Consider the following 23,708-nt stretch of genomic DNA (forward strand, 5'->3'; position numbering starts at 1 on the left):
TTCAAAGAATTACCTTAACCGCTCAAACCAACACAATAAACCCAAAAAAAACGCGCTCTTCATTCAATTTCTGAAGAGCGCGCCACCTGATATTATTCTTCTCTCGTCGCATCCATCGCTTTAATGATACTGTTACGGAATCCGTTTTCTTCCAACGCTGCAATGGCTTTAATTGTCGTGCCTTTCGGTGTACATACTTGGTCCTTCAGTTCTCCTGGATGAATGTCGGTGTCGCGCACCATTTTCGCAGCTCCCAGAACGGCTTGACTGGCCAAGCGATACGCCTGCCGACGCGGAATTCCTTGTTTCACCGCGCCATCTGCCATCGCTTCAATCATGACATAAACATATGCTGGCGATGAACCGGATACTGCAGGAATCGCGTCCATTTGCTTTTCTTCCATCACTTCCACTTGGGAGAAAGCTTCAAAAATTTTAATGACTTCACCTTGTTCTTCATCTGATACGAGTTCGTTTGGGCTAATGACGGTCATGCCCTCTCCGACAAATGAAGGTGTATTCGGCATGCTGCGCACAACTTTTGTTTGCTCCCCGAATACGTCGGTAATGTCTTTAATTGAAACACCTGGTGCAATGGTAATAATGATCGCACCCTTCTTTAAATGCCCTTTTACTTCTTCAATCACTTCTGGATAAACATACGGCTTTACTGCAAAAAATAAAAAATCACTTTCTGAAGCGACCTTCTTATTATCTTTAAACATTTCAATCCCGTATCGCTCTTCCATCCAATTGATTGTGCGGGTCGTCAATGCCGATGCAAAAATTTGATCCTTATTGACCATTCGTGATTCCAACATCCCACCAATCATGGCCTGGGCCATTTTTCCACTGCCGATAAAACCGATATTTTTATCCATTAACATTCACCTCGTCCTCGTACGAATTGTTTCATTTAATTTTAGTAGATAGAAACTTGAAAGTACAGGGTTATACTAGGCGGCATTCAAACAAATACGTTAAAATAAATACAAGTAACGACGGAGGAGAATACATATGACTGAGCTTCGGTTAGAAAATCTGTCAAAATCCTATGATGGAAAAAACGTTGTGGTCAATAACATTAATTTACATATACACAATAAAGAGTTCATCGTTCTCGTAGGTCCATCCGGGTGCGGCAAATCAACGACATTACGAATGATTGCCGGACTGGAAGATCCTTCATCAGGGAATATTTATATCGATGAAAAAAGAATGAATGATCTCTCACCAAAAGACCGCGATATCGCGATGGTTTTTCAACACTATGCCTTATATCCACACATGACTGTTTATGGGAACATGGCGTTTGGATTAAAGCTCCGAAAGTTTTCGAAAAAAGAGATCGATGAGCGCGTTAAACATGCTGCGAAAATTCTCGACTTGGAAACGTGTCTGAACCGCAAGCCGGGATCTTTATCCGGCGGTCAGCGTCAACGCGTCGCTTTAGGAAGAGCGATTGTTCGTGATGCAAAAGTATTTTTGATGGATGAGCCGCTCTCCAATTTGGATGCGAAATTACGTGTTCAAATGCGTGCAGAAATTCAAAAAATCCATCAAGAGCTCCAGACAACAACGATTTACGTAACACACGACCAGGTTGAAGCAATGACAATGGCCACCCGATTAGTCGTGATGCATCAGGGTGAAATTCAACAAATCGGTGCTCCGAAAGAAATCTTTGACAATCCGAAAAACACATTTGTCGCAGGATTCATCGGTTCACCTTCTATGAATCTCATAAACGGGACAATTGTAGACGGTCACTTTATCGTCGGTCAATCAAAATTTCTGCTCCCTGAACCTCACTTTCAAACCTTGAAGGAACGTGGCTACGAAAATAAACCTATCATTTTGGGTGTCCGACCTGAAAACATCAGTGAAATTCCAGATGACAACTATGCAACGTTCGAAGCAACCGTTCGAGTCGTCGAATTAATGGGATCGGAAAGTTATGTATATACGACAATTGACGGGCAAGAATTGGTGGCACGTGTTGATTCCAATACAAATTACAAAGCAGGAGATACGATGAAATTAACTTTCGACTTGGACCACATTCATTTTTTTGATTACGAAACCGGAGAAAGAGTTTCATAGATTGCTAATTTAAAAAACTCCAGATTAGTCACTGCTGCAACTAACCTGGAGTTTTCCTATTCATCCTCTATTCCTTGTGTGAAAAATCCCCATTGATTCTTTCCTTTTTCCTTCGATTGATATAAGGCTGCATCCGCTTTTCGAAATAGTGATGATGCATTTTTTCCGTGGTCTGGAGACAGCGAAATACCAATACTCGCAGACACGTTCAACTGACGCAACATTTCATGGTCCCCAAAAACTTCTTCAAGAGATTTCAAGATTCGGTTTGCTGTCTCGATCGCTTCTTCACGACTGCTATCCTTGATGATTACAACAAATTCATCGCCGCCATACCGATAAGCAGTAGCCTGTTCAGGTATATTTTCTTCAATCGCAAATGCAACTTTTTTGAGTAACCGGTCACCAGCCTCATGACCGAGCAAATCATTTACCGATTTAAAATAATCCAAATCAATCATTAAAAAAGCATAATTTGTACGTTTCGCAAGTGATTGGTTGAGCACTTCCTCAAATGCCGTGCGATTTTTCAATTTCGTTAAACCATCATGGAAAGCGAGATGCATCGGAATCGACACCCACCGAGAAATAAGCGCCGCAACCAATATAGCAATGACGATAATCGCCGTCATTTGCAACAGAAATTTATTTCGCTGGGAAGCTAATACGGATGTCAGCATATCTCGATTCATGACCAACTCGATCACTTTCTTCTCCGATGTACCTGAATCGTACTCCGATTGGTAAGGAATATATCGATAAGTGAATCCGTCTTTCTTCATTTCCTGATCCGTGTTGGAAGCCAACGCTCGTGAAAAAAATTCCTTTCGCTCTCCGCTCAACTCAGCTTCTTCCCGTGCCATTCCATAGGCCAGTCCCCATATATTCAGTATTCGTACCGATTCGACCGACACAAATTTTTGTGTCAATTGATCTTCATACTCCAAAAAATTAAACGTATGAAAAACCTCTTCATTACCTAGATCATTCCCGAGCTCGATCACATACTTACCATCTGGAGTCCCCATGTAACTGTATTTCTTTATTTTCCCGGTTTTCTGTTCAACTTCCATTCCATCATGATGGAAAATTCCATTCATCCGGTACTGATCCAGTAATACAGCTAGCTTTGAACAACAATCATCAAAATCCATTCCGATATCATCGGCAAAACTACTATGTGTGATTTCATTTTCCTGATTGATGATATAGATATCCATTCCTATTTCTTTTTTCAACTCAGCAAAATTCCATGTATCGAAATCAGGATTACGTTGATATTTCTCAACGAACCGTTCAGATATATTTTCCATCTGTTCAGCGATCTCCTGATCAAGAAAATAATATGCTTTTTCCGTCGTTTCCAATGATTGAGTCACCATATCTTCAATATGCTGCATCTTCTCTTCGTGATCTTGTGTCGTTTGTTTCTTCAATTCATTGAAATTCACGAAAGCAATCGTTCCAGCGATCATGACAGCGAAAACAATCATCGTCAAAAATAATTTAATTCGAAATTTCTTATACATCCTGCTTCTCCCCAGCTTATGTACGATTTATTATGAACCATTCCATATCGTAGCATAAAAAACAGAAAAAAAGTTCAATTAGATTCTGATTCGGTGCATATATTTTCAATTTGTTCACATAAACTTCTAGATTGGTATCATATAATCGGAGGTTGGGTTCATAAATTCATAACTTGGGTGCAAATATTCATTGCATGGGCGCATATTTCATGTGACACGGAGCATATATTTTGGTTTGGCATATATTTTTGAGGCTAGTCTATGTATACCGGGGGCGGGAGCATATATTTTGAGATTGGTCGTATATATTTCAAATATGGGTGCATATATCCCTCGAATGGGTTCATATCACCAAAACTCGGGCACATATCTCATCCTGTTGGCACATATTTTTCAAATTAGGGTACATATCCGAAGCAATAACTTCACATTAAGCGATGAATTCACGTGGGATCTGTTTCGAAGGCTCCGAAAACAATTCTCTGCCTAAGGGAGCATATATTTTGAGATTGGGTACATATATTTCAAGAATGGGCGCATATGTCCCATCAATGGGACCATATAAACAAAACTCGGGCACATTTCTCATCTACTTGGCTCATATTTTTCTAATTAGGGTGCATTTCCGAAGCAACAACTTCACATTAAGCGACGAATTCACGTGGGATTGTTTCCAAAGGCTCCGAAAACAATTCTCCGCCTAAGGGAGCATATATTTTGAGACTGGGTACATATATTTCAAGAATGGGCGCATATGTCCTATAAATGGGACCATATAAACAAAACTCTGGCACATTTCTCGTCTACTTGGCTCATATTTTTCAAATAAGGGTCCATATCCAAGCCCTCTCCCGCAAAAAAGAACCCACCTTTAAACAGGCGAGATAAAAAGCTGCAGGCAACTAGAAATCGACCCAAATTTCATTAAATGGTGTGCATTGTCGATAATGACAACCAACCGTTTCTTATCCTTACTCAGTTCATTGACGTTATAACCATGAATTAGGTAGAAAAAATAAAACCCACCAGATTCCTGGTGAGTTTGTGGGTTAAAATTGAATCTCTCTGACTTTTTCCAGAAGTGGTTCGTCCCAATACTGTGCATACTGACTCGCATATTGATAGGCTTCGTATTCAGCTTGGCCAATCTCAGGGGTGATTTTCCCGCCCCTCTGAACATCGGCTAGAATGCCCATCACGACGATGACTTGCTCATTTTCTTGAATGGCTTGTTTGATTGATTGGTTCAATTCTTTCTCTGGCTTTTCGGCCTTGTAATCATACAGCACTTTGTGATACATCATTTCAGTTGTTTGTTCTGGAAACGCATCAAACAACTTTTCTGCTCGGTCAAATTTTCCGAGTTCGATCAGTAACGGAATCAAATCATAACGAACGCCAAGATTATCATTTTCGTTTAAATACATGATCCGCTCAAAGTACTCCCTTGCTTTTTCCTTCTTATTTACTTCTATCAAATATTTCGCATACGCATATAAAGCTCGCATATAAGGTCTTGTTTCAACCATCATCCAATACGAGCCTGCATTTTCCTTCTCGAATTCATCATCGAATTTCTCTTCTCCGATTTTCACCGCATCTGTCAAATAGCGTTCTCTCTCATCAGGTGGAAGGTGAAATGAATAGAGAATGAGTGCATCGACATAATCAGGTTTGAGGGTCAATACTTGTTCAAGCATCGCTTTTTGCTCTTGGGATTGTGCGTGGACCGCTTCCTCAAACAATTTTTCGGCTTCGGATTTGTCGGGAATCATCCCTTCGCCGCCCGTTTCATTCCATTTCTGAATAAACTGTTCGAACTCTTCCTCGCTTTCAAAAGTTTGCTCGTTCATCGCCCGAAACATATCTTCCGTGGGACTGGAAAAATCCGCTGCTGGAGATTGTCGGGTAATAATCGGCGATCCCATTTCCATTTTATCATCAAAATATTCCTCGATTTGTTTTTTCCGATTACTGATCGACCCAGTTGTTGTTTGATATTTTTCGGCTAAAAATTTGAGTGTCACCTTTTTATAATCCTCTGGATAAAGGTCTACCCGGTAAACATATTCAAAAGCCGCAATTATTGGTTCTGGTTTATTGATTTGAATATAATTAACACGTGCCATATTTTCCCACTCAGCAATCATTTCATCAATGACATCTTCATTTCCAGGTTTCTGAAGCTGACGAATCCCTTGCGAAACTTCCTCTTCTTCCGGAAGCAAGGAAAATGAACCAATCATATCTTCAGTCGCTTCTTCCATCATTTCATCTAAATGATCAATTGCCGGAAAGATATAATCAGTTGTTCGTAAAAATTCATCAATACTTTGTCCTTCTTCATCTGCCGCATACGAAATCAATTGTTTCAAAAGATCCATTTCTTCATCGATGATCTCTATTAGTTCATGCGGAAAAATTTGATATGGACCACACTGTACAGGGAGTCCAAAAACACAGTCTATCTCCGGGTCGTCTGTATGGAATCCTAAAAGAAGCGACGTTTCTTCTTCGGTGAACACATTTTTCGCACGCGCGATACCATTTTCCATTTCAAGAATTTCAAAAAATGACGACTCAACCTTATGCCATTCATCCATACTTCGGATGACGGATTCCCGTCGTTCTTTTTTCTTCTGGTGCGCGATAACGTGATCAAGATAAGATTTGCTTTCTCCCTTTTCCTCATTTCGTAACGCGTTCAATAACTTAGAAACTTGATATACAAAATCAAGGTCATTGTCTTCAAGATCCACAAACCGAGTCGGCAATAAATGAGTATAGTTCTCTGTAATTTCGAAAATCATTCGTTGAAACGCTTGGATGGTTTCTTCAAACATCCCTTGAGATACCATCCCTGCCACTTGTTGAACTTTATTCAAGCAACACTTTTTATACTTTTTTCCACTTCCACACGGACACGGGTCATTTCTTCCAATCATACTTAGTCACCTCGTTCAAGTTCATTTGCTTTCAGTATATGGCATCTTGTATAATCAGTAAACAAAGGCTTCGAGGAGGTTTATTTATGAAAATCCATTTTCTAATTGGCATTTGGCTTGGTTTTTTCATCTCATTTTTAATATCTGGTTGGTATGATGGTGAGTTTAATTGGACTTTCCTAATTGCTTCATTAATCGGTGGTACGCTAGCTCACTTTTTACTGATCGTTCCACTTTCACGAAAATATCCTCAAAAATAATTTAAAACAACATGACGAGAAGTGGTACGCTCACGACAATCGCAATCACGCGAATCGTATGAACCATGATCACGACAGGCATTTGAGCTCTGAACTCCTCCGAAATTATCGTCACTTCACTCATTCCAGCCGGCGCTGAACTGCAAAATGACGTCACGATATCAAATTGAAAAACACGATGCAGAACCCACGTTAAGATAACGGCAAGAATTAAATGGGCAATCGGCGCCAACAGTGCAACCTTCCAAACGGATTGAATCGCCTGAAATGTTTCTGTCGTAAATGCGAGGCCGATACTCCCTCCGATGATACTTTGCATGACTTTTTTTGCACGGAAACTAAAGGTCGGTAAATTTTTTCGGACAAATTGATAGCCACCGACCGCAAATAAGGATCCGAGCAACGTCCCAAGAGGAATCCCTGAATAAAATCCAATCGTACCGCCGGTAAAAGCCAATACGGCTACAAAAATCCACTTATCCATTGAGATCCCCCTCTCTCTTTCTCAATCGCATTGCTTGTTTCAATAAAATTGGAAACAGACTCATAATGACGACAACGCGCACAAGATGAACGAGTACAACAGTCGGTGCATCCAAGTCCAATTCCTGCGCTAATGTCGCAACTTCCACAATGGCACCAGGCGATGCCGCGAGCGTTGCCAGAACAGGATTAGTGCCCGTCATCCAACCGAGCGTCGCACCTGCCACACCTGTAAAAATAACCACGATGACCACGACGACAGCCAAGCTTTTCCCGAGCGTGATTAATTGTTGTTTATTAATTTTAATCAACGACAACCCAAGCATCGCACCGAGCAACACCTGAATGACAAACGAAATCGAAACGGTTCGCTCCAAATGTAAAATATCGAAATACTTCGCCAACCCGACCGCAAACATCGAGCCAAGAACGACGCCAACCGGCAAGCGGGTAATATAGCCAATCGCCCCGCCGATTAACGCGAGAATAAGATAAAAAATCACAGAAGCTGTCATCATCTATCGGTCCCTTTCATGCTAAACATCTATTTTCTATGATAATCGAGTCACTTCGGAAAAGAAACCCAGGGAGGGAGGATGTATTTTAGGGACGGGTGGATATGTCTTGAGGAAGGGCTCATATTTTTCGGAGTTGGGCTCATATTTATTGAAATTGGGTCCATAATTTCGGATGCTGGGTGCATATCTCTATAACTCAGGACCATATATACCACAGCTGGGTGCATATGACTTGAGTAGGGTGCATATATTCTGGAGTTGGGAGCATATAGTTTGAGATTACCGCATAGATCATGGAGATGAATACATATTATGCGGAGTGGGCTCATATATCTTGAAGTTGGGCTCATAAATTCGGTCTCTGGGCACATATCTCAATAACTCGGGATCATATATACAATAGCTGGTCGCATATCAGTCATTCTTGGCTCATTTCCTGGAAATCAGGGCACATATCCTAGCATTCATCTCAAATGAAGCAACAGTTCAGCAGCTAGATTTCAATGGATCATATTTCCTCAAGTTAGTCTCATAACTCACTCAATAGGGCGCATATATTCGATGCCTCGGCTCATATATCAGTGAAGTGGGTTCATATCCCACTAGATCGGTTACATATCCAAAGCAAATGGGCGCATATTATTTCTAGATAATTCCCTCATTAATCCCCCTCCACAGACAGTCTCCATGACAAACCACGCCAACTTTTCTATAATGGTACAAGTGAATCACAAAGGAGTTTCAACATGAGTTATATACGTTTGCAGTCGACGAGCATCTTGCTGATGGGGATCACGTATTTGATTTCCCAGTTCATAGACTCGCCGCTTCTGCCTAAATTGGTCAGTATTTTCGCTTTTATTACGTTAGTTCTTTTTATCCCTTATTTAACAAAAGTTCCGAGAATCCTCATTAGCTCTTTATTGATTTTGACCACCATCTTATCCATTTTCGGTGAAGGGTTACTTCAGATGTTGTGGAGTTTTGATGAGAATGCGGGACTTTTAGCGATTTTCATTTTCGTTCCGCTGATATCCATTCCGATTAAAGCAGGTAAATACTTGGATTCCATGGATGTTATTTTTACATCGTATGTTCGTACAACAAAACAGCTTTTCACCTATTTGTCTTTTTCAACGATGGGGGTTGGGTCGGTGATGAACTTAGGTTCCATTCCGATCATTCACCAACTGACGAGCACAGATGCATTCAATCCTCACATGGATACAAAGTTGCGGGCAATGAATCGCGGATTTTCAATGGCCTTCATGTGGTCACCGTATTTCATTTCCGTTGCTCTCGTTTTAAGTTATTTCGATATTTCTTGGTTAGAATTATTTCCGTATGGGCTTGCCCTCGCTCTTGTTGGCATGGTGATGGGAGTGATTGCCCAAGGGAAAAACTCGCAGCCAATCGACATGAATCAAGACCCTGTGGATGAACAAACATTGAAAAATGCCCAGCGAAAAGTTGCTCAATTACTAACGTTAATCGTCACGATGACAGTCATCACCATCTTGCTCGAACAGTTCGTCAATTTATCGATGATTACCATCGTCCCGCTTGTCGCTATCGGATTTTCAACAGTCTGGGCTTTGTTTTACTTATCACCGAGACAATTTGCTGAAAAACTCTCCGATTACACACAAGATCGACTACCAAAAATGGGAAATGAGCTATCTTTATTCATCGCAGCTGGTGCATTCGGATATGCCATCATCCAAGCTGGTGCAAGTGACTTAGTCATCTTTTTCTTGCAATCAACCGGCATTACACACGTGCTTATCTTATTGCCATTGATTGCTTTGGTCATCAACGTGCTGTCATTTATTGGCATACATCCGATCATCACCAATACCGCACTGGCGACGACATTCAGTTCATCTGTCATTTTTGCAGGCGACCATCTCATCCTGAGTCTCGGTATCTTGAGCGGCTGGATGCTTACCATTATGATCTCGCCATTCTCAGCAACGAACTTGATGGTAGGAAACCTCGTCGGAAGCAACTCGTTGCGCGTTGGCTATCAATTAAATTTCCGCTTCGGCTTGCTCACATACCTCGCACACTACTTACTGATCTGTGGATTTTATTACTTTCTATAAGGAGAGCCCGCTCGGCTAAACCGACGGGCTTTTTTATATGGATGATTTTTGGGGGGTGCTTGAGCAATAGGAGTGCTGGTTTGAACGGTCAGCACGGCATTTTGAACGGTTAGTGCACCCTTTTGAACAGTTAGTGCACTTCTTTGAACGGTTAGTGCAGCTCTTTGAACAGTCAGCGCGGCATTTTGAACGGTCAGCGCGGCATTTTGAACGGTTAGCGCACCCTTTTGAACACTCAGCGCAACATTTTGAACAGTTAGCGCACCCCTTTGAACGGTCAGCGCAACATTTTGAACGATCACGCTCCCTCCCTCTAAAAATCCCTTCCAAAAACAAAAAACTTCAGGAGTCACCCTGAAGTTTCACCTACTTCACGCGATAGAGCCAGTCGTGGCTTCTCACCTCTCGTTGACACTCGCCTTTTTTGCGTAAAAATTCCAAGTGGGCTAAAGCTTCGCCAATCGCAAAGCGCATCTCATGGATGGTCAAGCGATCGCCAAATAAATAGTGGCACACTTCGTAAACTGTCTTTCCGTCTTTGAGCTGATCCAGTATATCATTGAGCCGGCTTTCGTGGTGTTTGACGATTTCATCAATTCGATCATTCGCCCCATGGAAAGGCTCGCCATGCGATGGAATGACATACTCGGCATCTAGTTGTTTAATTTTCTGCAACGATTCCATAAAGGTCTGAAGCGGATTTTGATCGCCCATGAACATATAGGAAACGTTCGGCGTGATTTTCGGTAAAATGTGATCGGTCGATAGCAACACATTTTTATCTTTATTATACAACGTAATCAATCCTGGTGCGTGGCCCGGCGTAAAAATCACCTGGTATTCATAGTTTCCTATTTTGATAGAATCGCCTTCATTCAAATACCGATCCACCGAAGGCTCCGGAATGACGAAATCTGTTGATTCAATTGTGTTTTCACTAATTCCGTCCGCTATTTCGTGCGGAATTCCAACCGCTTGATAATAAGCTCTGATGGTCTCCACTGCGTTTTCTGACCAATTTCTTTTTCTGGCACGTTCAGCCGTCTGCGTCATCAATACCTCCGCGCCCATCTGTTGTTGCAGTTCACCCGCGTAGCCAGAGTGATCCGGATGGTAATGTGTAATCAATAATTGCTTCACTTCTTTATCGGATAAATGACTTTGCCAAATTTCTTTCGTGACGGGTCGATTCAACGCCGTATCCATCACGAGCCATCCATCTTGACCTTCCGCTAAAAAACAATTGACATGATTCAACCGAAAAGGAAGCGGAATCGTAACTTTGGTTATTCCTAATTCCTCTAACATCCAATACCTCCAGCGAATTTAATAGATTCAGTAATCTGATAATTAAATCATGCCATTTTTTTAACAAAAAATCTATGAAGTTCATGTGAATTTATGTCGAAAGGGTAGTAGTTTTCACGAATTATAGGGATAAAGTCTTGTTTATTCAAAGAAAGTACCCTACGATTATATTATTAAACGTAAAGGAGATGTCATTATTGCATCGATGTCATGTTTGTAAATATGAACAAGTTCATGGAAATTTCTGTGAAAATTGCGGCACACCATTAGCCAGCAATCATGCAACAACCCAAGTACATAACCAGCGGGATGAAGTAGCTGCAACATACGCCGCGAATACAGCGAAACAGGCACCGGTAAATTTTCATCAACATACGTATTCGAATGAATTTGGCGCGATTTTGAAAGACCCGACATTGGCATTGAAACGGACGGATAAGCAGTTTCTTTACGGAATTACGACCGTTGCCATTTTCGCGATCCTCATCGCATTGGCGTTTTACTTCTGGATGAATGGGATGTACAGAGAACATTCAGGCGGTTGGGGATATGAACCTGAATCCTTGCCTTTTTTTGACATTTTCTCACGCTCATTTATAGGAGTTGCTTTGTTTTTAGGGGCAGGGTTAATCGCAACCGTCGCACCACTTGCTTTTACCCAGAAAAAAGTTAGTATCCCTACGATTGCCACACAGTATTGTTTACTTGCTGTTCCATTTGTTCTAGTAGGAATCGTTTCGATGTTCGCCGGACTTGGTGACGGTGAAACCTTCCAGGCAATTATGGTTTCCGTTCCTGTCGCTTTATTCATCACTGCTGCACCCGTGATCATCGTGACTCATCATTTATCCAAACAAAATGGCCAGTATGTATATGCCGCCTTATTCAGTGTCACACTCGTATCATTCATCACATACTTCTTATTTAATAATTACTTGATGGACTTGTTTGAGCACTTAGCTTATTTTTAAAGTTATCAGTCATGCACAATTACTATAAAAAAATCTTGGAGCTCATACTTAATGTAGCTCCACGATTTACATTTATAAAGGCTTTTGATTACTTATTCAATCGTGCTAAGTAAATAATCACCGTCTTCTTCAACGACTGTGTAGGTCCACTCATATGAGTTCGTTTCACTTTCTCCGCTATCGTAATGAATGGTGACCTCTTCTTTTGTATCAACTTTCCATCTATCTCCATCTTCTTTGACGGACAGTACTTCTGATGAAACCAGCTCTTCTGTCGTCCCTGCTTCATGCAAACGTTTCACAAGAGACTGCTGATCATTCTCTAAGTCACTTCCCGATAAAATGTAAGGCGACACAATGGAGTAATCGCCGGCGTTAACGGCTTCAACTAAATGTTCGATATATTTACCTACACTGACTTGAACGACTTTTTCAACGTCCTCTTCAGGTGCTGCTTCTGTTTCCAATAGCCTTACTTCGCCATCATAGGTATAATCATACGTTTCTTTTTCGCTCGTAAACCCAAACCTCGGAACATCATCGACAACAACCCACTCATCATCACGGAAATTTAGCTGATAAAAAGTGTAGTTTTTCCGGTAAACCTCCAATTCACTGGCATCCGGTTGATCATAAGAGTTGATCACCATTTTATCCTCTGCCACCGGTACGACAACGAACCACTCACCCTGGTCATCTTTACCGAAATTTGTTAACCTCGAATAAATTTGAAAATCCTTATAATGTAACCCACTATACCACTCATCACTTCGATCGAACGCACGATACATTGACTCGTAGTCGTATTCATAAGAATCACGTAATCCTGCATTCATCCCTTCCATCAAGCTGAAGTCTCTCGTCTCGTAGCTTGTTAGAATCGTTTCATAGTGATTTTGTAACGCTTCTGCCAACTGATCGGCAAACGCTTGATGCAATTCAAAGTTTAAGGAAACTGTTGCTGCATCAATCGGCTGCTCGCCTGTTGACATCGTACCCCATGGAAAATCAACATCGTATTGAACTGTTGATTGCTCATCCAGTAGAAATGGACCCATCTGTTCGTTAAAAACGGGCTCCTTCACTTCCGTTCCATCGACAAGAAGCTTACCCTCATATTCCATAGGAAAATCTGTTTTGAATGTTACGTAATCTACATCAAATTGCGGTGAAATATGCTCAGCTTTCCCAGCAATATAATGTTCGCGTTCTTCCTCCAACTGCATCCATTCGCCTTCATATGTAAAGGTGAACTGATGAAAACCACGTACAGTCGGTCCTACTTCAAACGTACTTTCATGTGTCGAAAACGTATGTAATTCTTCTTCCGATTCATTAGATAAAATCAAACCATCCATCGTAGATTCAACCGTTATATAACTCGGGATGACATGAATTTGATAAGAATCTTTTAAAAATCCTTCCCGTTTAACCAAATACATTTCTTCTGCATAGCTAGAAAAATCTTGTGAAATCGCATGTTCTTGCTCGATCATCTCCGCTTGCTCTTGTAAACCACGCTTCACTTGATCAAGATGGTTGGCGTTTTCTTTAATATAATCAACATAAATTTCTATTTCATTTTTTGAAATCTCTTCTTCCGTATCTGAAAAATACATCGTACCAACCAATGATTCATAATCATCTTCTTCAATAGCATATACAACGCCATTAACGAAACGCTCTGATGAATTGATAAATGATAAGGTGAAATAACCAGCCAATATGACGAGTGCCACACCTAATCCAATTGACAACAGTTGCTTATGTTTTTTGACGAATACCCCTATTCCATCATTCGTCTGGCTTTGTCGATTCGCCCCATTTGTCGTCGGTTTTTCCCCCTGTTGATTCGTAGACGAGCCTACTTCTTTCCCGCAATTCGAACAGAATGCTGTCGACTCAGACAATTCCGTTCCACATTCTGAACAAAACTTCATTTCTCTACCCCTTTATTCTTTTCTCTTTTTATAGTTCTATAGTATTATATTAGCTGAAAATTCATGCAAAAGATAGAGGCTCGATGAAAGTTTGCTCGTTCAACCGACTTACCGAGCCAAATGTTTCAATAATTCCGCTCTCGTATAAGCCTCCGCCACTTCTTCTCGCAATAAATAATAATCGACTAATTCCGCTGTCGAAATTTCAAACGCTTCTTTTATTCCTGCGCCGATCACTTTCAAATACGTCACCGAAGGAGTCATCCGTTCATTTGACTGGATTGCATTCGGATGCGTAAACGTATAAATCGGACGTCCCTCTTTTTCTCCGACGTCGAGGACTTTCCCGTACATCTTATTCGAATCGATCACATATTCTCCCTTCGACTCCAGTTGGTCGAAGTCAATCTCAAGTGTCATATCGTTATTTTCTTGCCGAACAACATCAACATATTGCTCTTTCGTAATCAAATACATCCGTCCAAAAGTAGGTCGATCTGGATTGGAGGTCGTATCAATGAAGCCGACTCCTTTATTGTCCCACCGCTTCGACCGCTTCGCGAAAAACATCGGAAAATCAATCATCACATTTTCGGCACGCAAAGGGAGGGACTGATCGCGACAACCAACCTCACTCACCGTTCCACCTGGCGGAATCTCCCCAAAAATATACGCATGAAAACGATCTTGGTTAATATTCGATCCGTAACTCGCATACCAAACGTAATTTTCCATGTAGAACGCCTCCTTTTTTGTTGAAAATAAACAAATGGCGCGACCCTTAAATCGAGTTGCGCCAATTCCGCCAATTCATTTACTTTACTCGCCGTTTCACCAAATGCTGAATTGCCATAAACGCTAAAATTCCTGTCGTCAACACGATAACCACAATCAACAACGTACTCGGCTCATCCGATGTGTAACCGGAAGAATAATGTTTTACTTTTACTTCATTCGCTGAATCTGCATCCGTCTCCGCTTCAGCTACTTTTTCTTCAGGTTTACTCTTTACCAACCGAACTTCTTGAAAAAATCCGTCCGTCACGCGTTGATTCGAGAAAATATTGCTGCCGATTCCGCCGAGTGCTGAATCCTCTTCCTCGTCTTCATCTTCATCGACTTCTTCCGTCTCTTCATCTTCGTCAACCTCTTCATCCTCCAGTTGCACATCCTCGATCTCAGGATCTGAATTATCTTCGTATGTAGACTCGCTGTTCGATGAGTTGGTTGGAGTTGAAGTTTCGTTAGTTGTGTCCGTTGCATTGGCGTCGTTTTTCGGTTTACTTGTGTTGTCTGTTGATGTTTTCGGCTTATCGTCTTTTTTAGTTGAATCCTTTTTATCGGATTCTTCTTTTGTTGTAGAATCCTTATCTTGCTGTTGTGGACGATCTTGCTCGTTTTTTTCTGTTGATTCATTTTTATCTTTATCAGGGGCTTTATCTTCATCTTTATCCGGCTTTTTACTTGGCTTAGATTCTTCTTCTGGACTTGTGGATTCATCTGCTGTTCCGTTTGACTCTTCTTCCTTCAACGGTCCATCGTCAGGCGACTCGTCACCCTCATTCCCGTCCGGCTGAGCTGGTTTATTTTCCTCTTCCTTCGGTGTTTCAGTACCATCCGTTTCCGGACTTTCAGCATCTGGCTCATTATTTTGCTGAACAGTAGGCTCATTCTGATTTTCTTCAGCTGTCATATGTATTGGCAAAACAAGCAAGCCCACAGTCACCAAGACTAACATCCATCGTTTTTGTTTCATTTCCGTCTCTCCCAACTTACTGGAAATTCGACTAAGTTACGTAGATTATATCATTCTTTGCTAAAACTTTCCTCCATTCGATACATTGCGCATCTAAAAATATCCCTCTCCTGTCAGACCGTTCAATGCTCAAAAATCGCTAACCTTCGAATCAATCATTTCACGTTTTCTCACTGCTTTGCTATGATAAAAATAATCTGCAAACGAAGGAGAACCCATAATGACAAACAACTTACACTTACGACCTTTAGAAAAAAGCGACCTGGAATTCATGCATCAAATGCGCGTCAACTCTGATGTGATGGACTACTGGTTTGAAGAGCCTTACACGACGCTTGAAAAAATGAACACGATATATGAAAACAGCCAGGACAACGACTCGCACCGTCAATTTGTTTTGTACCAAAATGACGAACGAATTGGCTATGTCGGCCTTTTTGATATTGAAACAAGACACCGAAACGCAGAATTCGGAATTATGATCGCACCCGAGCATCAAGGAAAAGGCTATGCTGCAGATGCCACGCGATTAACTGTGGAATATGGATTCAATAAAGTGAACCTGCGCAAACTGTATTTATATGTCGATGAAATAAACGAAAAAGCCGTGCACATCTACAAAAAAATTGGATTTCAAATCGATGGCAGGCTGCGTGAACATTATTTCGTGAACGGCGAATATCATGATGCCTTTATGATGAGTTTACTGCGGAAGGATTATGTGTTTGGAGCGTAAATTTCGTTCCTTCCGCTCAGTCATCAGCAAGATATGCGACCTATATTCAATTATTTGAGCCAGCGTGGCCGTATATGAACCCACCAGTCCATTTTATGTGACCAAAGACCAAATATATGGACCCAACTACCGGAGATATGCTCCCAAAACAGATTTATATGTGCCACGCCTGCACACTTTCCTGCAAAAAAAGGCTGCCCGCACTGGACAGCCTGATTTTTTCATTCCATTATTCAGCTCTTGTTAGAACCTCTGATTCACCACTACTCACGTGCTCCATGGTTAACTCATCACCATCGACGTTGAACTTCACTTCTTCAGATTCACCCATCATGGAGATTTCATACAAATCATCTTCTATATGTGCGAGGTCAATTTCTAAGGCCATACCCATATCTTCCCCGAATTTCATCGCATCTTCAGTAATCTCAACGATTGCGCCCGTGCTATCTTCCCATTTTCCTTCGATGCTTTGTCCTCCGCAGGCGACTAACAGTAGAAAACCTGCCATTAAGACGGTCATAATTAACTTTCTCAACAATATTTCCCCCTAATATTCAATCGCTGAAATTTATTTTCTATGTATATAAAATTTCAGTTTCCTTTTTATTATATCACAAAACCTTTTTATATGACTTTTTTCAACAGATTTCGACAACCTAACCGACGAGCCAATATACCAACACAGGGACGATCAACGGCATTACCAACGTCACCACTAAAAAGGATAACGTACTGATTGCACCTGCATAATCATCCTCCTCCATCAATCTCGATGTACCAATTGCATGCGCGAGGGCACCCATCGCTACGCCTTGTGCCAGTTTACTTTGAACATGAAACCTTCGATAGATCATCGGGCCGACGACTGCTCCAACCATGCCGAACAAGGTACAAATAATCGCAACCAATGTTGGAATACCGCCATAAAGTTCCGCCAAGTCAATCGCTACCGGAGTTGTAATATTTTTCAGCATCGCCGTAACGATATAATCATCGCTCACCGGAAATAATGACAAGACGAATGCGCCAGTAACAACACTTAACAACGAAGCAACCGTAACCCAACCAATGATTTTGGCGCCATTTTTCAAAAGCATTGCCCGATATTTATACAATGGAAAACTCAGCGCAACTACTGCCGGGCCGAGTAACCAATCAATCCATTTGGCAGACTCGTAATACTGTTCATACGACTGACCCGACATGACTAGGATACCGATCACCACAATTGTTGTCGTGAATACAGGAAGTAAATAATTTTTCTTGCGCATTTGATAAACCCACTGCGCGGCTAAAAAAACAACAATCGTGATGACTAGCCACATGTAGAGTCACCTGCTTTCCGGTCCATCATGATGGCAACAAATAACATGACAAACAACGAACTGATGAACAGTAAAGCAAAAAACGCCAAGCCAAACCAGCTGACTAAATGCTCATATTGCAAAACACCTACCGTTACAGGAACAAAAAATAACGGCAAATAACGAATGAATAACTCCGCCCCTTCTTTGACCCAGCGGACAAGTCGATCGCCGAAAATGACAAAGACGCCAAACAACAAGACCATTCCAATTATGCTGCCCGGGAGCCATGGCAAAAGAAACTCATGAACCGTTTCGCCAAGTAAATAAAAACCGATGACAAGTAAAATCCCTAATATGTAAGTAATCATGAACACCTCGATCAACACCAGTATCGCTTTTATCATATCGGAATTTTCGGCTTTACGCTACAACACATTCTTTCAATCACAATGAAAAAAATGAACATGTAACCATGAGCCGTTCATACAATATAGATAGAGGTGATGGATGTGACAAGAGTAAGACATACAAGTAAAGACATCGATTTAATCGCTCGGATGATGCGGGCAGAAGCTGAAGGTGAAGGTAGATTAGGAATGCTGATGGTCGGAAATGTGATCGTGAACAGAGCCGTTGCAGATTGTTTAGATTTCCGAGATGTGCGAAACATCGAAGAAGTCATCTACCAAGTTCAAGGAGGGAACTTCTCCTTTGAAGCCGTACAAAAAGGAAATTTGTTTTACCAACCTGCAAGAGAAGTAGAAAGAAAGTTAGCAAGAAGAGTCGTGCAACGATGGAGGCAACACCCATCGAAATATGCCTTATGGTACTTTAACCCATATGCACCCTGCCCCCCTACCTGGTACGGCCAACCATTCACCGGACAATACAAACAACACTGCTACTATGAACCGATTGCAAATACGTGCGAGAGTGCTTATCGATAAGATTTGAATTATGAAAACTTGTTAATTTATGGGACCAATTTAAGGAAATATACGCCCGCTTTGACGTTTCATGAGAAGAACGCTAAAAGATATGCACCCAACTTGAAAATATATGAGCCCCGCACCGGGCGATATGCACCCTGGTTAGGAAGATATGCGACCGAATCTATTAGATATGCGCCCGTCTTCAGAATATATGGACCCAAAACCCAAAAACATGAGCCGAACGCAAAATATAATGAGACCTTAGCATGATCATAGTAGATGCAACAGAAAATATGAGAGTTATGCTCCCAAATTGAAAATATATGGGCCCCGCACCGCACGATATGCACCCTGGTTAGGATGATATGCGACCGAATCTATTAGATATGCGCCTGCCGTCAGAATATATGGACTCAAAACCCAAAAATATGAGCTGAACGCATAATATAATGAGACCTTAGCATGATCATACTAAAGCAACAGATAATGTGAGAGTTATGCTCTCAAATTGAAAATATATGGGCCCCGCACTGGCCGATATGCACCCTGGTTAGGATGATATGCGACCGAATCTACTAGATATGCGCCTGTCGTCAGAATATATGGACCCAAAATCCAAAAATATGAGCCAAATGCAAAATAAAATGAAGCCTAAGCATGATCGTAGTAAAGCAATAGAAAATATGCGAGATATGCACCCAAATTGAAAATATATGAGCCCCGCACTGGACGATATGCACCCCGATTAGGAAGATATGCGACCGAATCTACTAGATATGCGCCCGTCGTTAGAATTTATAGGCCTAAACCCCAAAAATATGTGCCCAATCAAGAACTCCAGGTTCACACAAAAGAACTCACCGCTCCGTATAAGTATCCAAGAGCCATCGAGATTATTGAAGAACTGCCGAAAACAACCTCCGGTAAAATCCGTCGAGTAGAATTACGTTCGGCTGAGCAGAAATAACATTGGTTTAAATCTCCCTTATTAGATAGATGAAACCCGGCTGTTAAAACAGTCGGGTTTTTGAATGAGATTTTTACCGAGCGAATGTTTATATCTTTCGGATATTATTCTCGTTATGTATCTTAATTTTTCCTCTACTTACCAATATCTTATTGAAATTACAAACTAGTGACTGTAGAATTCAAGAATAGTAAGGAGGTGAAACGAAATTGAAGAAAATTATCTTTATATTGTCTTTAGTCATCGTTCTATGCATACCTATGTTTGGAACTGTAAATGCGGACGTTTGGGTGGATGGTTATTACCGCAATGACGGTACATATGTCAAAGGCCACTACAGGAGTGATCCTGATGGCTATTTTTGGAATAATTATAGTAGTTTCGGCAACGTAAATCCATACACTGGCGTAGTAGGAACCAAGTTACCTTCTTTATATCACTATAGTTCAAATAACAATAATAACTCATACGATAATTACGACTCGTATGGTAATTATGATTATGATAGCTATAATTATGACTCATATGATGATTATGATTCCGGTTATGATAGTTATGACTATGACTCGTATGATGACTATGATTCCGGTTATGATAGTTATGACTATGACTCGTATGATGATTATGATTCCGGTTATGATAGTTATGACTATGACTCGTATGATGACTATGATTCCGGTTATGATAGTTATGACTATGACTCGTATGATGATTATGATTCCGGTTATGACAGTTATGATTATGACTCGTATAGTGATGATGATTCCGGTTATGACAGTTATGATTATGACTCGTATAGTGATGATGATTCCGGTTATGACAGTTATGACTATGACTCGTATGGTGATGATGATTCCGGTTATGATAGTTATGACTATGACTCGTATGGTGATGAAGATTCCGGTTATGATAGTTATGACTATGACTCATATGGTGACTATGATTCCGGTTGGTAAAAAAACAGCACCTCACTGCCCAATGCAGTTTAGGTGCTAGTTTTTTTATCTATATTCACGCCACTTTCTCCAATTTCTCCCGTCTCACATCCTCCCCATCCATCAAATAAGCAACCATCACACCAAAGATTAACGCCCAGAACTGTGCGCCAATCCCAAAGATGGTGATATTTGCGAGAGGGATCAGGAAGGCCACAATGACTGCGTATTTGAATTTTCCGCTTCCGATCGACATCGTAAATGTTTTGATCAATATCGGTAATAACAGCAGGCCGACGAGGAATTTCAAAATACTCGTTGGATAAATCATCAAAATGCTGATTGCCGGGTAACTGACAAGGCCGAAGATAAGAGCAAAGATGGATGCCCAAACGGCTGCATAATATCGTTTGTCTTTTTCCCCGACGGCCGGGTCTGAAACGACAGCAACCGGTGCACCTGCGCTGGTTACACTATGGCTTCCGAAAAATCCGCCGAAAAACGTTGCGATCCCTGAAACCAAAATCGATAAATCCATATTCGTTCGATATCCTTCTGCCTTTAATATTGAATTTCCGATCGTTACCTCACCAAACAAACTAATGATCGCTAAGGGAATAGAAACGGTAAAAATGACCTCCAAGCTACCAGCAACGGGCCCAACCGTCGGGAATAGATTGAATGATACCGAGCTGAATGAACTTGGGTTAAGCGTGCCATCCACGAACAACGTCAAAGACAAAACAAAGAACACGACAATCGCTGCAGGGAATTTCGGAAACAATTTTGTCGCAAGGATAAATGTGGCTATGCCGATGATTCCCCACTCAATATGACTGGCCGTAACTTCCACGATGTATAGAACATAGTGAATAATGGTTCCAGCGAACATCGCCATCACAATCTCAAGTTTGATGAACTGTTCAATCCGCCGGTACAACTTGAACACACTAATGAGGATCAACACAACACCAGCCATACTGAAAGCAAAAAACACTTCATCTATTGGGTATCGATGCACGGTAAAACCAACAAACACCGCCGTCGGTATCGAAGAAGACACGTTCAACGGTAGCTTTGTTGTTAACGACAGGATTAATCCCGCAATGCCCGCAAGCACGATCGCCCCGAAAATCCAATTTTTCATCAGTTCACTTGACCAGCCGAGTTGTTGGCTAACCTCGAATATAACCATTGTTGGAACGATTGCTGTTAAAATTCCGGCCAAAACGCCGTACATCATATAATTATAGTTAAATAACTCTTTCCATCTCATAACACAGGTCCTTCTTTTTTTATGTAGTGTTTATTATTATAACATGATGTTTCTCGACAATTCTGAATAAATATTAAATATGATAGAATTAGGAAAAAGATGTTCGATAAAAAGGAGACTCCTTCTATGAAAATCGTATTAGCTCCAGATTCATTTAAAGGAAGTTTGTCTTCAAGCGAAGTGACTCAAGTGATGGAACGGGCCATTAAAGATGTCGACGCAACTCATACCGTCGTTTCCAAACCGATGGCTGATGGCGGCGAAGGTACGATTGAGGCCATGTTAATTTCGAGAAAAGGAAGGAAAGTGAACGTACGATGCACTGGGCCGTTAGGTGAGCCGGTTGAGAGTTCGTATGTCCTTTTTAATTCAAATGAAGCGGTCATTGAGCTGGCTGAAATTGTTGGGCTTACACTCGTCCCAACATCGAAAAGAAATCCAGATCATACAACAACTTATGGATTGGGTGAGGTGATTTTAGATGCGATTGACCGAGGTGCGAAGTCGATCATGATCGGACTCGGCGGAAGTGCTACGAATGATGGCGGTTTAGGGGTGTTGATTGCTCTTGGGATGAAAGCCTGGGATAAAAATGGCCAACCACTCAACGGCTATGGCTCGGATTTGCACCGTGTTCATAGCATTCATTTTGAAGATATCGATGAACGTTTGAAGGATATTGAAATTAAAGTAGCATGCGATGTTACGAATCCACTTTGTGGCGAGCGAGGGGCGAGTGTCGTTTTCGGACCTCAAAAAGGAGCAACCGATCAACAAGTAGAAAAATACGATCAGTCACTCCATCAATACGCCGAGCTCATCGAAAACAATCTCAGTCAATCCTATCAAAACATCTCTGGGTCCGGTGCAGCTGGTGGATTAGGTTTCGCCTTGCTAGCCATCGGCGGCCAACTCGATTCAGGAGCAAAACTGATTGCCGAGACAATTCATTTGGAAAAAGAAATTCAAGAAGCAGATTTAGTGATCACAGGTGAGGGACAGAGCGATGAACAAACACTATATGGAAAAGCACCCGGTTATGTCGCATCCTTAGCCAATAAACATCACGTACCTGTCGTTCTCCTTTCCGGCAGTCTGTCTGGTGATCAAAAATCATTAAATGACGCATTCACCAGCTGCTTTTCCATCGTGAATCGTCCGCTTTCATTAGAGGAAAGTATGAATGAAGTAAAGACACTACTATATGAACAAACAAAACAAATCATTAAGCTTGTGGGTGCGTTTTCCGCTAGATATTCAAAATAATTCAAACTACCTTTGTTGTTTCTGGTGAATCTTTAGGACCTCTACTCAATGTCAAGATCCCGTCAATCAATAAACAGATAAACGCTGCCCAATGAAGTAGCATGCCGAGCAAAGGAATAATACCGATTGTACTAGCTACAATCCCAACAACGGGGCCCCATATCTTTTGATTTGAATTCCTAGAAAGAACCAATGTAACAATGTGATAGACTAGCATAAACAATAATGGAATCCATAAAAGCGAAAGAATAAATGTTCCACCGATTCCTGGAATAACTAAAAAGAATTCCATTCCAGATCCTATAAGTTTCATCACACCGGAAATAACCATTTAGCCGCCTCCACAAAATTTATAAATACTACAAATA

The 23,708-nt window shown here is 41.3% G+C and carries 24 protein-coding genes; 9 read left to right on the forward strand and 15 right to left on the reverse strand.

The genetic code is table 11. From position 1 onward, the window contains the following. Positions 1-92 precede the first annotated feature (92 nt). Entirely contained in the window at positions 93-887 is a 795-nt protein-coding gene (gene proC, locus FPQ10_RS05875; RefSeq protein ID WP_370512026.1) for a pyrroline-5-carboxylate reductase, read from the reverse strand. Positions 888-1,017: 130 nt separating this feature from the next. Here proC and FPQ10_RS05880 point away from each other — a divergent pair, with 130 nt between their 5' ends. After that, complete coding sequence (locus FPQ10_RS05880; protein ID WP_144161734.1) at positions 1,018-2,103, forward strand: ABC transporter ATP-binding protein; 1,086 nt, start codon at positions 1,018-1,020, stop codon at positions 2,101-2,103. Between the two features lie 56 nt (positions 2,104-2,159). On the opposite strand, the gene FPQ10_RS05885 is transcribed toward FPQ10_RS05880, so the two are convergent. Next, a complete protein-coding gene (locus FPQ10_RS05885; protein ID WP_144161737.1) occupies positions 2,160-3,632 on the reverse strand; it encodes a GGDEF domain-containing protein in 1,473 nt (490 codons plus the stop codon). 1,049 nt (positions 3,633-4,681) lie between these two features. Continuing rightward, positions 4,682-6,577 (reverse strand): SEC-C metal-binding domain-containing protein, encoded by a 1,896-nt coding sequence (locus FPQ10_RS05890; protein ID WP_144161740.1) that lies wholly within the window; start codon positions 6,575-6,577, stop codon positions 4,682-4,684. 86 nt (positions 6,578-6,663) lie between these two features. Here FPQ10_RS05890 and FPQ10_RS12980 point away from each other — a divergent pair, with 86 nt between their 5' ends. Further along, a complete protein-coding gene (locus FPQ10_RS12980) occupies positions 6,664-6,837 on the forward strand; it encodes a hypothetical protein (RefSeq protein ID WP_186278564.1) in 174 nt (57 codons plus the stop codon). A 1-nt stretch (position 6,838) separates the two neighbouring features. On the opposite strand, the gene FPQ10_RS05895 is transcribed toward FPQ10_RS12980, so the two are convergent. Continuing rightward, the gene (locus FPQ10_RS05895; protein WP_144161743.1) at positions 6,839-7,321 is read right to left on the reverse strand and encodes an AbrB family transcriptional regulator; all 483 of its coding nucleotides are present in this window, start codon (positions 7,319-7,321) and stop codon (positions 6,839-6,841) included. Beyond that, positions 7,314-7,838: an AbrB family transcriptional regulator gene (locus FPQ10_RS05900; protein WP_144161746.1), complete on the reverse strand. Its 525-nt coding sequence runs from the start codon at positions 7,836-7,838 to the stop codon at positions 7,314-7,316. The genes FPQ10_RS05895 and FPQ10_RS05900 overlap by 8 nt, the downstream gene beginning before the upstream one ends. Positions 7,839-8,584: 746 nt before the next feature. Here FPQ10_RS05900 and FPQ10_RS05905 point away from each other — a divergent pair. Beyond that, positions 8,585-9,943: a hypothetical protein gene (locus tag FPQ10_RS05905; RefSeq protein WP_144161749.1), complete on the forward strand. Its 1,359-nt coding sequence runs from the start codon at positions 8,585-8,587 to the stop codon at positions 9,941-9,943. Here the strand turns inward: FPQ10_RS05905 and FPQ10_RS05910 are convergent. Next, positions 9,931-10,245 (reverse strand): hypothetical protein, encoded by a 315-nt coding sequence (locus tag FPQ10_RS05910; protein WP_144161752.1) that lies wholly within the window; start codon positions 10,243-10,245, stop codon positions 9,931-9,933. The genes FPQ10_RS05905 and FPQ10_RS05910 overlap by 13 nt on opposite strands. 64 nt (positions 10,246-10,309) lie before the next feature. Continuing rightward, positions 10,310-11,251, reverse strand: a complete 942-nt coding sequence (locus FPQ10_RS05915) for an MBL fold metallo-hydrolase (RefSeq protein ID WP_144161755.1) — start codon at positions 11,249-11,251, stop codon at positions 10,310-10,312. A gap of 197 nt (positions 11,252-11,448) precedes the next feature. Between FPQ10_RS05915 and FPQ10_RS05920 the strand changes: the two genes are divergently transcribed. After that, on the forward strand, positions 11,449-12,222 hold the full coding sequence (locus tag FPQ10_RS05920; RefSeq protein WP_144161758.1) for a hypothetical protein: 774 nt from the start codon (positions 11,449-11,451) through the stop codon (positions 12,220-12,222). Positions 12,223-12,314: 92 nt separating this feature from the next. Here FPQ10_RS05920 and FPQ10_RS05925 read toward each other — a convergent pair whose 3' ends face one another. From FPQ10_RS05925 to FPQ10_RS05935, 3 genes are all read right to left on the reverse strand, one after another. After that, positions 12,315-14,162, reverse strand: a complete 1,848-nt coding sequence (locus FPQ10_RS05925; RefSeq protein WP_144161761.1) for a TcaA NTF2-like domain-containing protein — start codon at positions 14,160-14,162, stop codon at positions 12,315-12,317. 108 nt (positions 14,163-14,270) lie between these two features. Next, positions 14,271-14,897, reverse strand: coding sequence for a hypothetical protein (locus tag FPQ10_RS05930; protein WP_144161764.1), 627 nt, complete (start codon positions 14,895-14,897; stop codon positions 14,271-14,273). Between the two features lie 79 nt (positions 14,898-14,976). Further along, on the reverse strand, positions 14,977-15,918 hold the full coding sequence (locus FPQ10_RS05935) for a hypothetical protein (RefSeq protein ID WP_144161766.1): 942 nt from the start codon (positions 15,916-15,918) through the stop codon (positions 14,977-14,979). A 220-nt stretch (positions 15,919-16,138) separates the two neighbouring features. Here FPQ10_RS05935 and FPQ10_RS05940 point away from each other — a divergent pair, with 220 nt between their 5' ends. After that, the gene (locus tag FPQ10_RS05940; protein ID WP_144161769.1) at positions 16,139-16,654 is read left to right on the forward strand and encodes a GNAT family N-acetyltransferase; all 516 of its coding nucleotides are present in this window, start codon (positions 16,139-16,141) and stop codon (positions 16,652-16,654) included. 229 nt (positions 16,655-16,883) lie between these two features. Here FPQ10_RS05940 and FPQ10_RS05945 read toward each other — a convergent pair whose 3' ends face one another. The 3 genes from FPQ10_RS05945 to FPQ10_RS05955 form a co-directional block, all read right to left on the reverse strand. Further along, complete coding sequence (locus FPQ10_RS05945) at positions 16,884-17,192, reverse strand: hypothetical protein (protein WP_144161772.1); 309 nt, start codon at positions 17,190-17,192, stop codon at positions 16,884-16,886. A gap of 121 nt (positions 17,193-17,313) precedes the next feature. Further along, positions 17,314-17,982 (reverse strand): LrgB family protein, encoded by a 669-nt coding sequence (locus FPQ10_RS05950; protein WP_144161775.1) that lies wholly within the window; start codon positions 17,980-17,982, stop codon positions 17,314-17,316. After that, positions 17,973-18,332 carry a CidA/LrgA family protein gene (locus FPQ10_RS05955; RefSeq protein WP_186278565.1) on the reverse strand — a complete coding sequence of 120 codons (360 nt, stop codon included), beginning with the start codon at positions 18,330-18,332 and terminating at the stop codon, positions 17,973-17,975. The genes FPQ10_RS05950 and FPQ10_RS05955 overlap by 10 nt, the downstream gene beginning before the upstream one ends. A gap of 135 nt (positions 18,333-18,467) precedes the next feature. Between FPQ10_RS05955 and FPQ10_RS05960 the strand changes: the two genes are divergently transcribed. The 3 genes from FPQ10_RS05960 to FPQ10_RS12990 all read left to right on the forward strand — a co-directional run bounded on the left by FPQ10_RS05960 (position 18,468) and on the right by FPQ10_RS12990 (position 20,819). Next, positions 18,468-18,911: a cell wall hydrolase gene (locus FPQ10_RS05960; protein WP_186278566.1), complete on the forward strand. Its 444-nt coding sequence runs from the start codon at positions 18,468-18,470 to the stop codon at positions 18,909-18,911. Between the two features lie 688 nt (positions 18,912-19,599). Continuing rightward, on the forward strand, positions 19,600-19,863 hold the full coding sequence (locus FPQ10_RS13495; RefSeq protein WP_144161783.1) for an AMP-binding enzyme: 264 nt from the start codon (positions 19,600-19,602) through the stop codon (positions 19,861-19,863). 209 nt (positions 19,864-20,072) lie between these two features. Then, entirely contained in the window at positions 20,073-20,819 is a 747-nt protein-coding gene (locus tag FPQ10_RS12990; RefSeq protein WP_186278567.1) for a hypothetical protein, read from the forward strand. A gap of 55 nt (positions 20,820-20,874) precedes the next feature. Here FPQ10_RS12990 and FPQ10_RS05975 read toward each other — a convergent pair whose 3' ends face one another. Continuing rightward, positions 20,875-22,074 carry a benzoate/H(+) symporter BenE family transporter gene (locus FPQ10_RS05975; RefSeq protein WP_144161786.1) on the reverse strand — a complete coding sequence of 400 codons (1,200 nt, stop codon included), beginning with the start codon at positions 22,072-22,074 and terminating at the stop codon, positions 20,875-20,877. A 126-nt stretch (positions 22,075-22,200) separates the two neighbouring features. Between FPQ10_RS05975 and FPQ10_RS05980 the strand changes: the two genes are divergently transcribed. Beyond that, complete coding sequence (locus FPQ10_RS05980) at positions 22,201-23,340, forward strand: glycerate kinase (protein ID WP_144161791.1); 1,140 nt, start codon at positions 22,201-22,203, stop codon at positions 23,338-23,340. A 1-nt stretch (position 23,341) separates the two neighbouring features. Here FPQ10_RS05980 and FPQ10_RS05985 read toward each other — a convergent pair whose 3' ends face one another. Continuing rightward, positions 23,342-23,671: a hypothetical protein gene (locus tag FPQ10_RS05985; protein ID WP_144161794.1), complete on the reverse strand. Its 330-nt coding sequence runs from the start codon at positions 23,669-23,671 to the stop codon at positions 23,342-23,344. Between the last annotated feature and the right edge of the window lie 37 nt (positions 23,672-23,708).

Origin of the sequence: Allobacillus sp. SKP2-8, from assembly GCF_007559355.1 — a bacterium.
Lineage (GTDB): Bacteria > Bacillota > Bacilli > Bacillales > Alkalibacillaceae > Allobacillus > Allobacillus halotolerans.

Excerpts from the sequence above, each read along its gene's own strand:
- proC (WP_370512026.1), bottom strand. The coding sequence starts at position 887 with ATGTTAATGGATAAAAATATCGGTTTTATCGGCAGTGGAAAAATGGCC.
- FPQ10_RS05935 (WP_144161766.1), bottom strand. The coding sequence starts at position 15,918 with ATGAAACAAAAACGATGGATGTTAGTCTTGGTGACTGTGGGCTTGCTT.
- FPQ10_RS05940 (WP_144161769.1), top strand. The coding sequence starts at position 16,139 with ATGACAAACAACTTACACTTACGACCTTTAGAAAAAAGCGACCTGGAA.
- FPQ10_RS05950 (WP_144161775.1), bottom strand. The coding sequence starts at position 17,982 with ATGTGGCTAGTCATCACGATTGTTGTTTTTTTAGCCGCGCAGTGGGTT.
- FPQ10_RS05880 (WP_144161734.1), top strand. The coding sequence starts at position 1,018 with ATGACTGAGCTTCGGTTAGAAAATCTGTCAAAATCCTATGATGGAAAA.
- FPQ10_RS05980 (WP_144161791.1), top strand. The coding sequence starts at position 22,201 with ATGAAAATCGTATTAGCTCCAGATTCATTTAAAGGAAGTTTGTCTTCA.
- FPQ10_RS05895 (WP_144161743.1), bottom strand. The coding sequence starts at position 7,321 with ATGGATAAGTGGATTTTTGTAGCCGTATTGGCTTTTACCGGCGGTACG.
- FPQ10_RS05890 (WP_144161740.1), bottom strand. The coding sequence starts at position 6,577 with ATGATTGGAAGAAATGACCCGTGTCCGTGTGGAAGTGGAAAAAAGTAT.
- FPQ10_RS05955 (WP_186278565.1), bottom strand. The coding sequence starts at position 18,332 with ATGATTACTTACATATTAGGGATTTTACTTGTCATCGGTTTTTATTTA.
- FPQ10_RS05915 (WP_144161755.1), bottom strand. The coding sequence starts at position 11,251 with ATGTTAGAGGAATTAGGAATAACCAAAGTTACGATTCCGCTTCCTTTT.
- FPQ10_RS05900 (WP_144161746.1), bottom strand. The coding sequence starts at position 7,838 with ATGATGACAGCTTCTGTGATTTTTTATCTTATTCTCGCGTTAATCGGC.
- FPQ10_RS05985 (WP_144161794.1), bottom strand. The coding sequence starts at position 23,671 with ATGGTTATTTCCGGTGTGATGAAACTTATAGGATCTGGAATGGAATTC.
- FPQ10_RS05930 (WP_144161764.1), bottom strand. The coding sequence starts at position 14,897 with ATGGAAAATTACGTTTGGTATGCGAGTTACGGATCGAATATTAACCAA.
- FPQ10_RS05905 (WP_144161749.1), top strand. The coding sequence starts at position 8,585 with ATGAGTTATATACGTTTGCAGTCGACGAGCATCTTGCTGATGGGGATC.
- FPQ10_RS05885 (WP_144161737.1), bottom strand. The coding sequence starts at position 3,632 with ATGTATAAGAAATTTCGAATTAAATTATTTTTGACGATGATTGTTTTC.
- FPQ10_RS05960 (WP_186278566.1), top strand. The coding sequence starts at position 18,468 with ATGGATGTGACAAGAGTAAGACATACAAGTAAAGACATCGATTTAATC.
- FPQ10_RS12980 (WP_186278564.1), top strand. The coding sequence starts at position 6,664 with ATGAAAATCCATTTTCTAATTGGCATTTGGCTTGGTTTTTTCATCTCA.
- FPQ10_RS05975 (WP_144161786.1), bottom strand. The coding sequence starts at position 22,074 with ATGAGATGGAAAGAGTTATTTAACTATAATTATATGATGTACGGCGTT.
- FPQ10_RS05925 (WP_144161761.1), bottom strand. The coding sequence starts at position 14,162 with ATGAAGTTTTGTTCAGAATGTGGAACGGAATTGTCTGAGTCGACAGCA.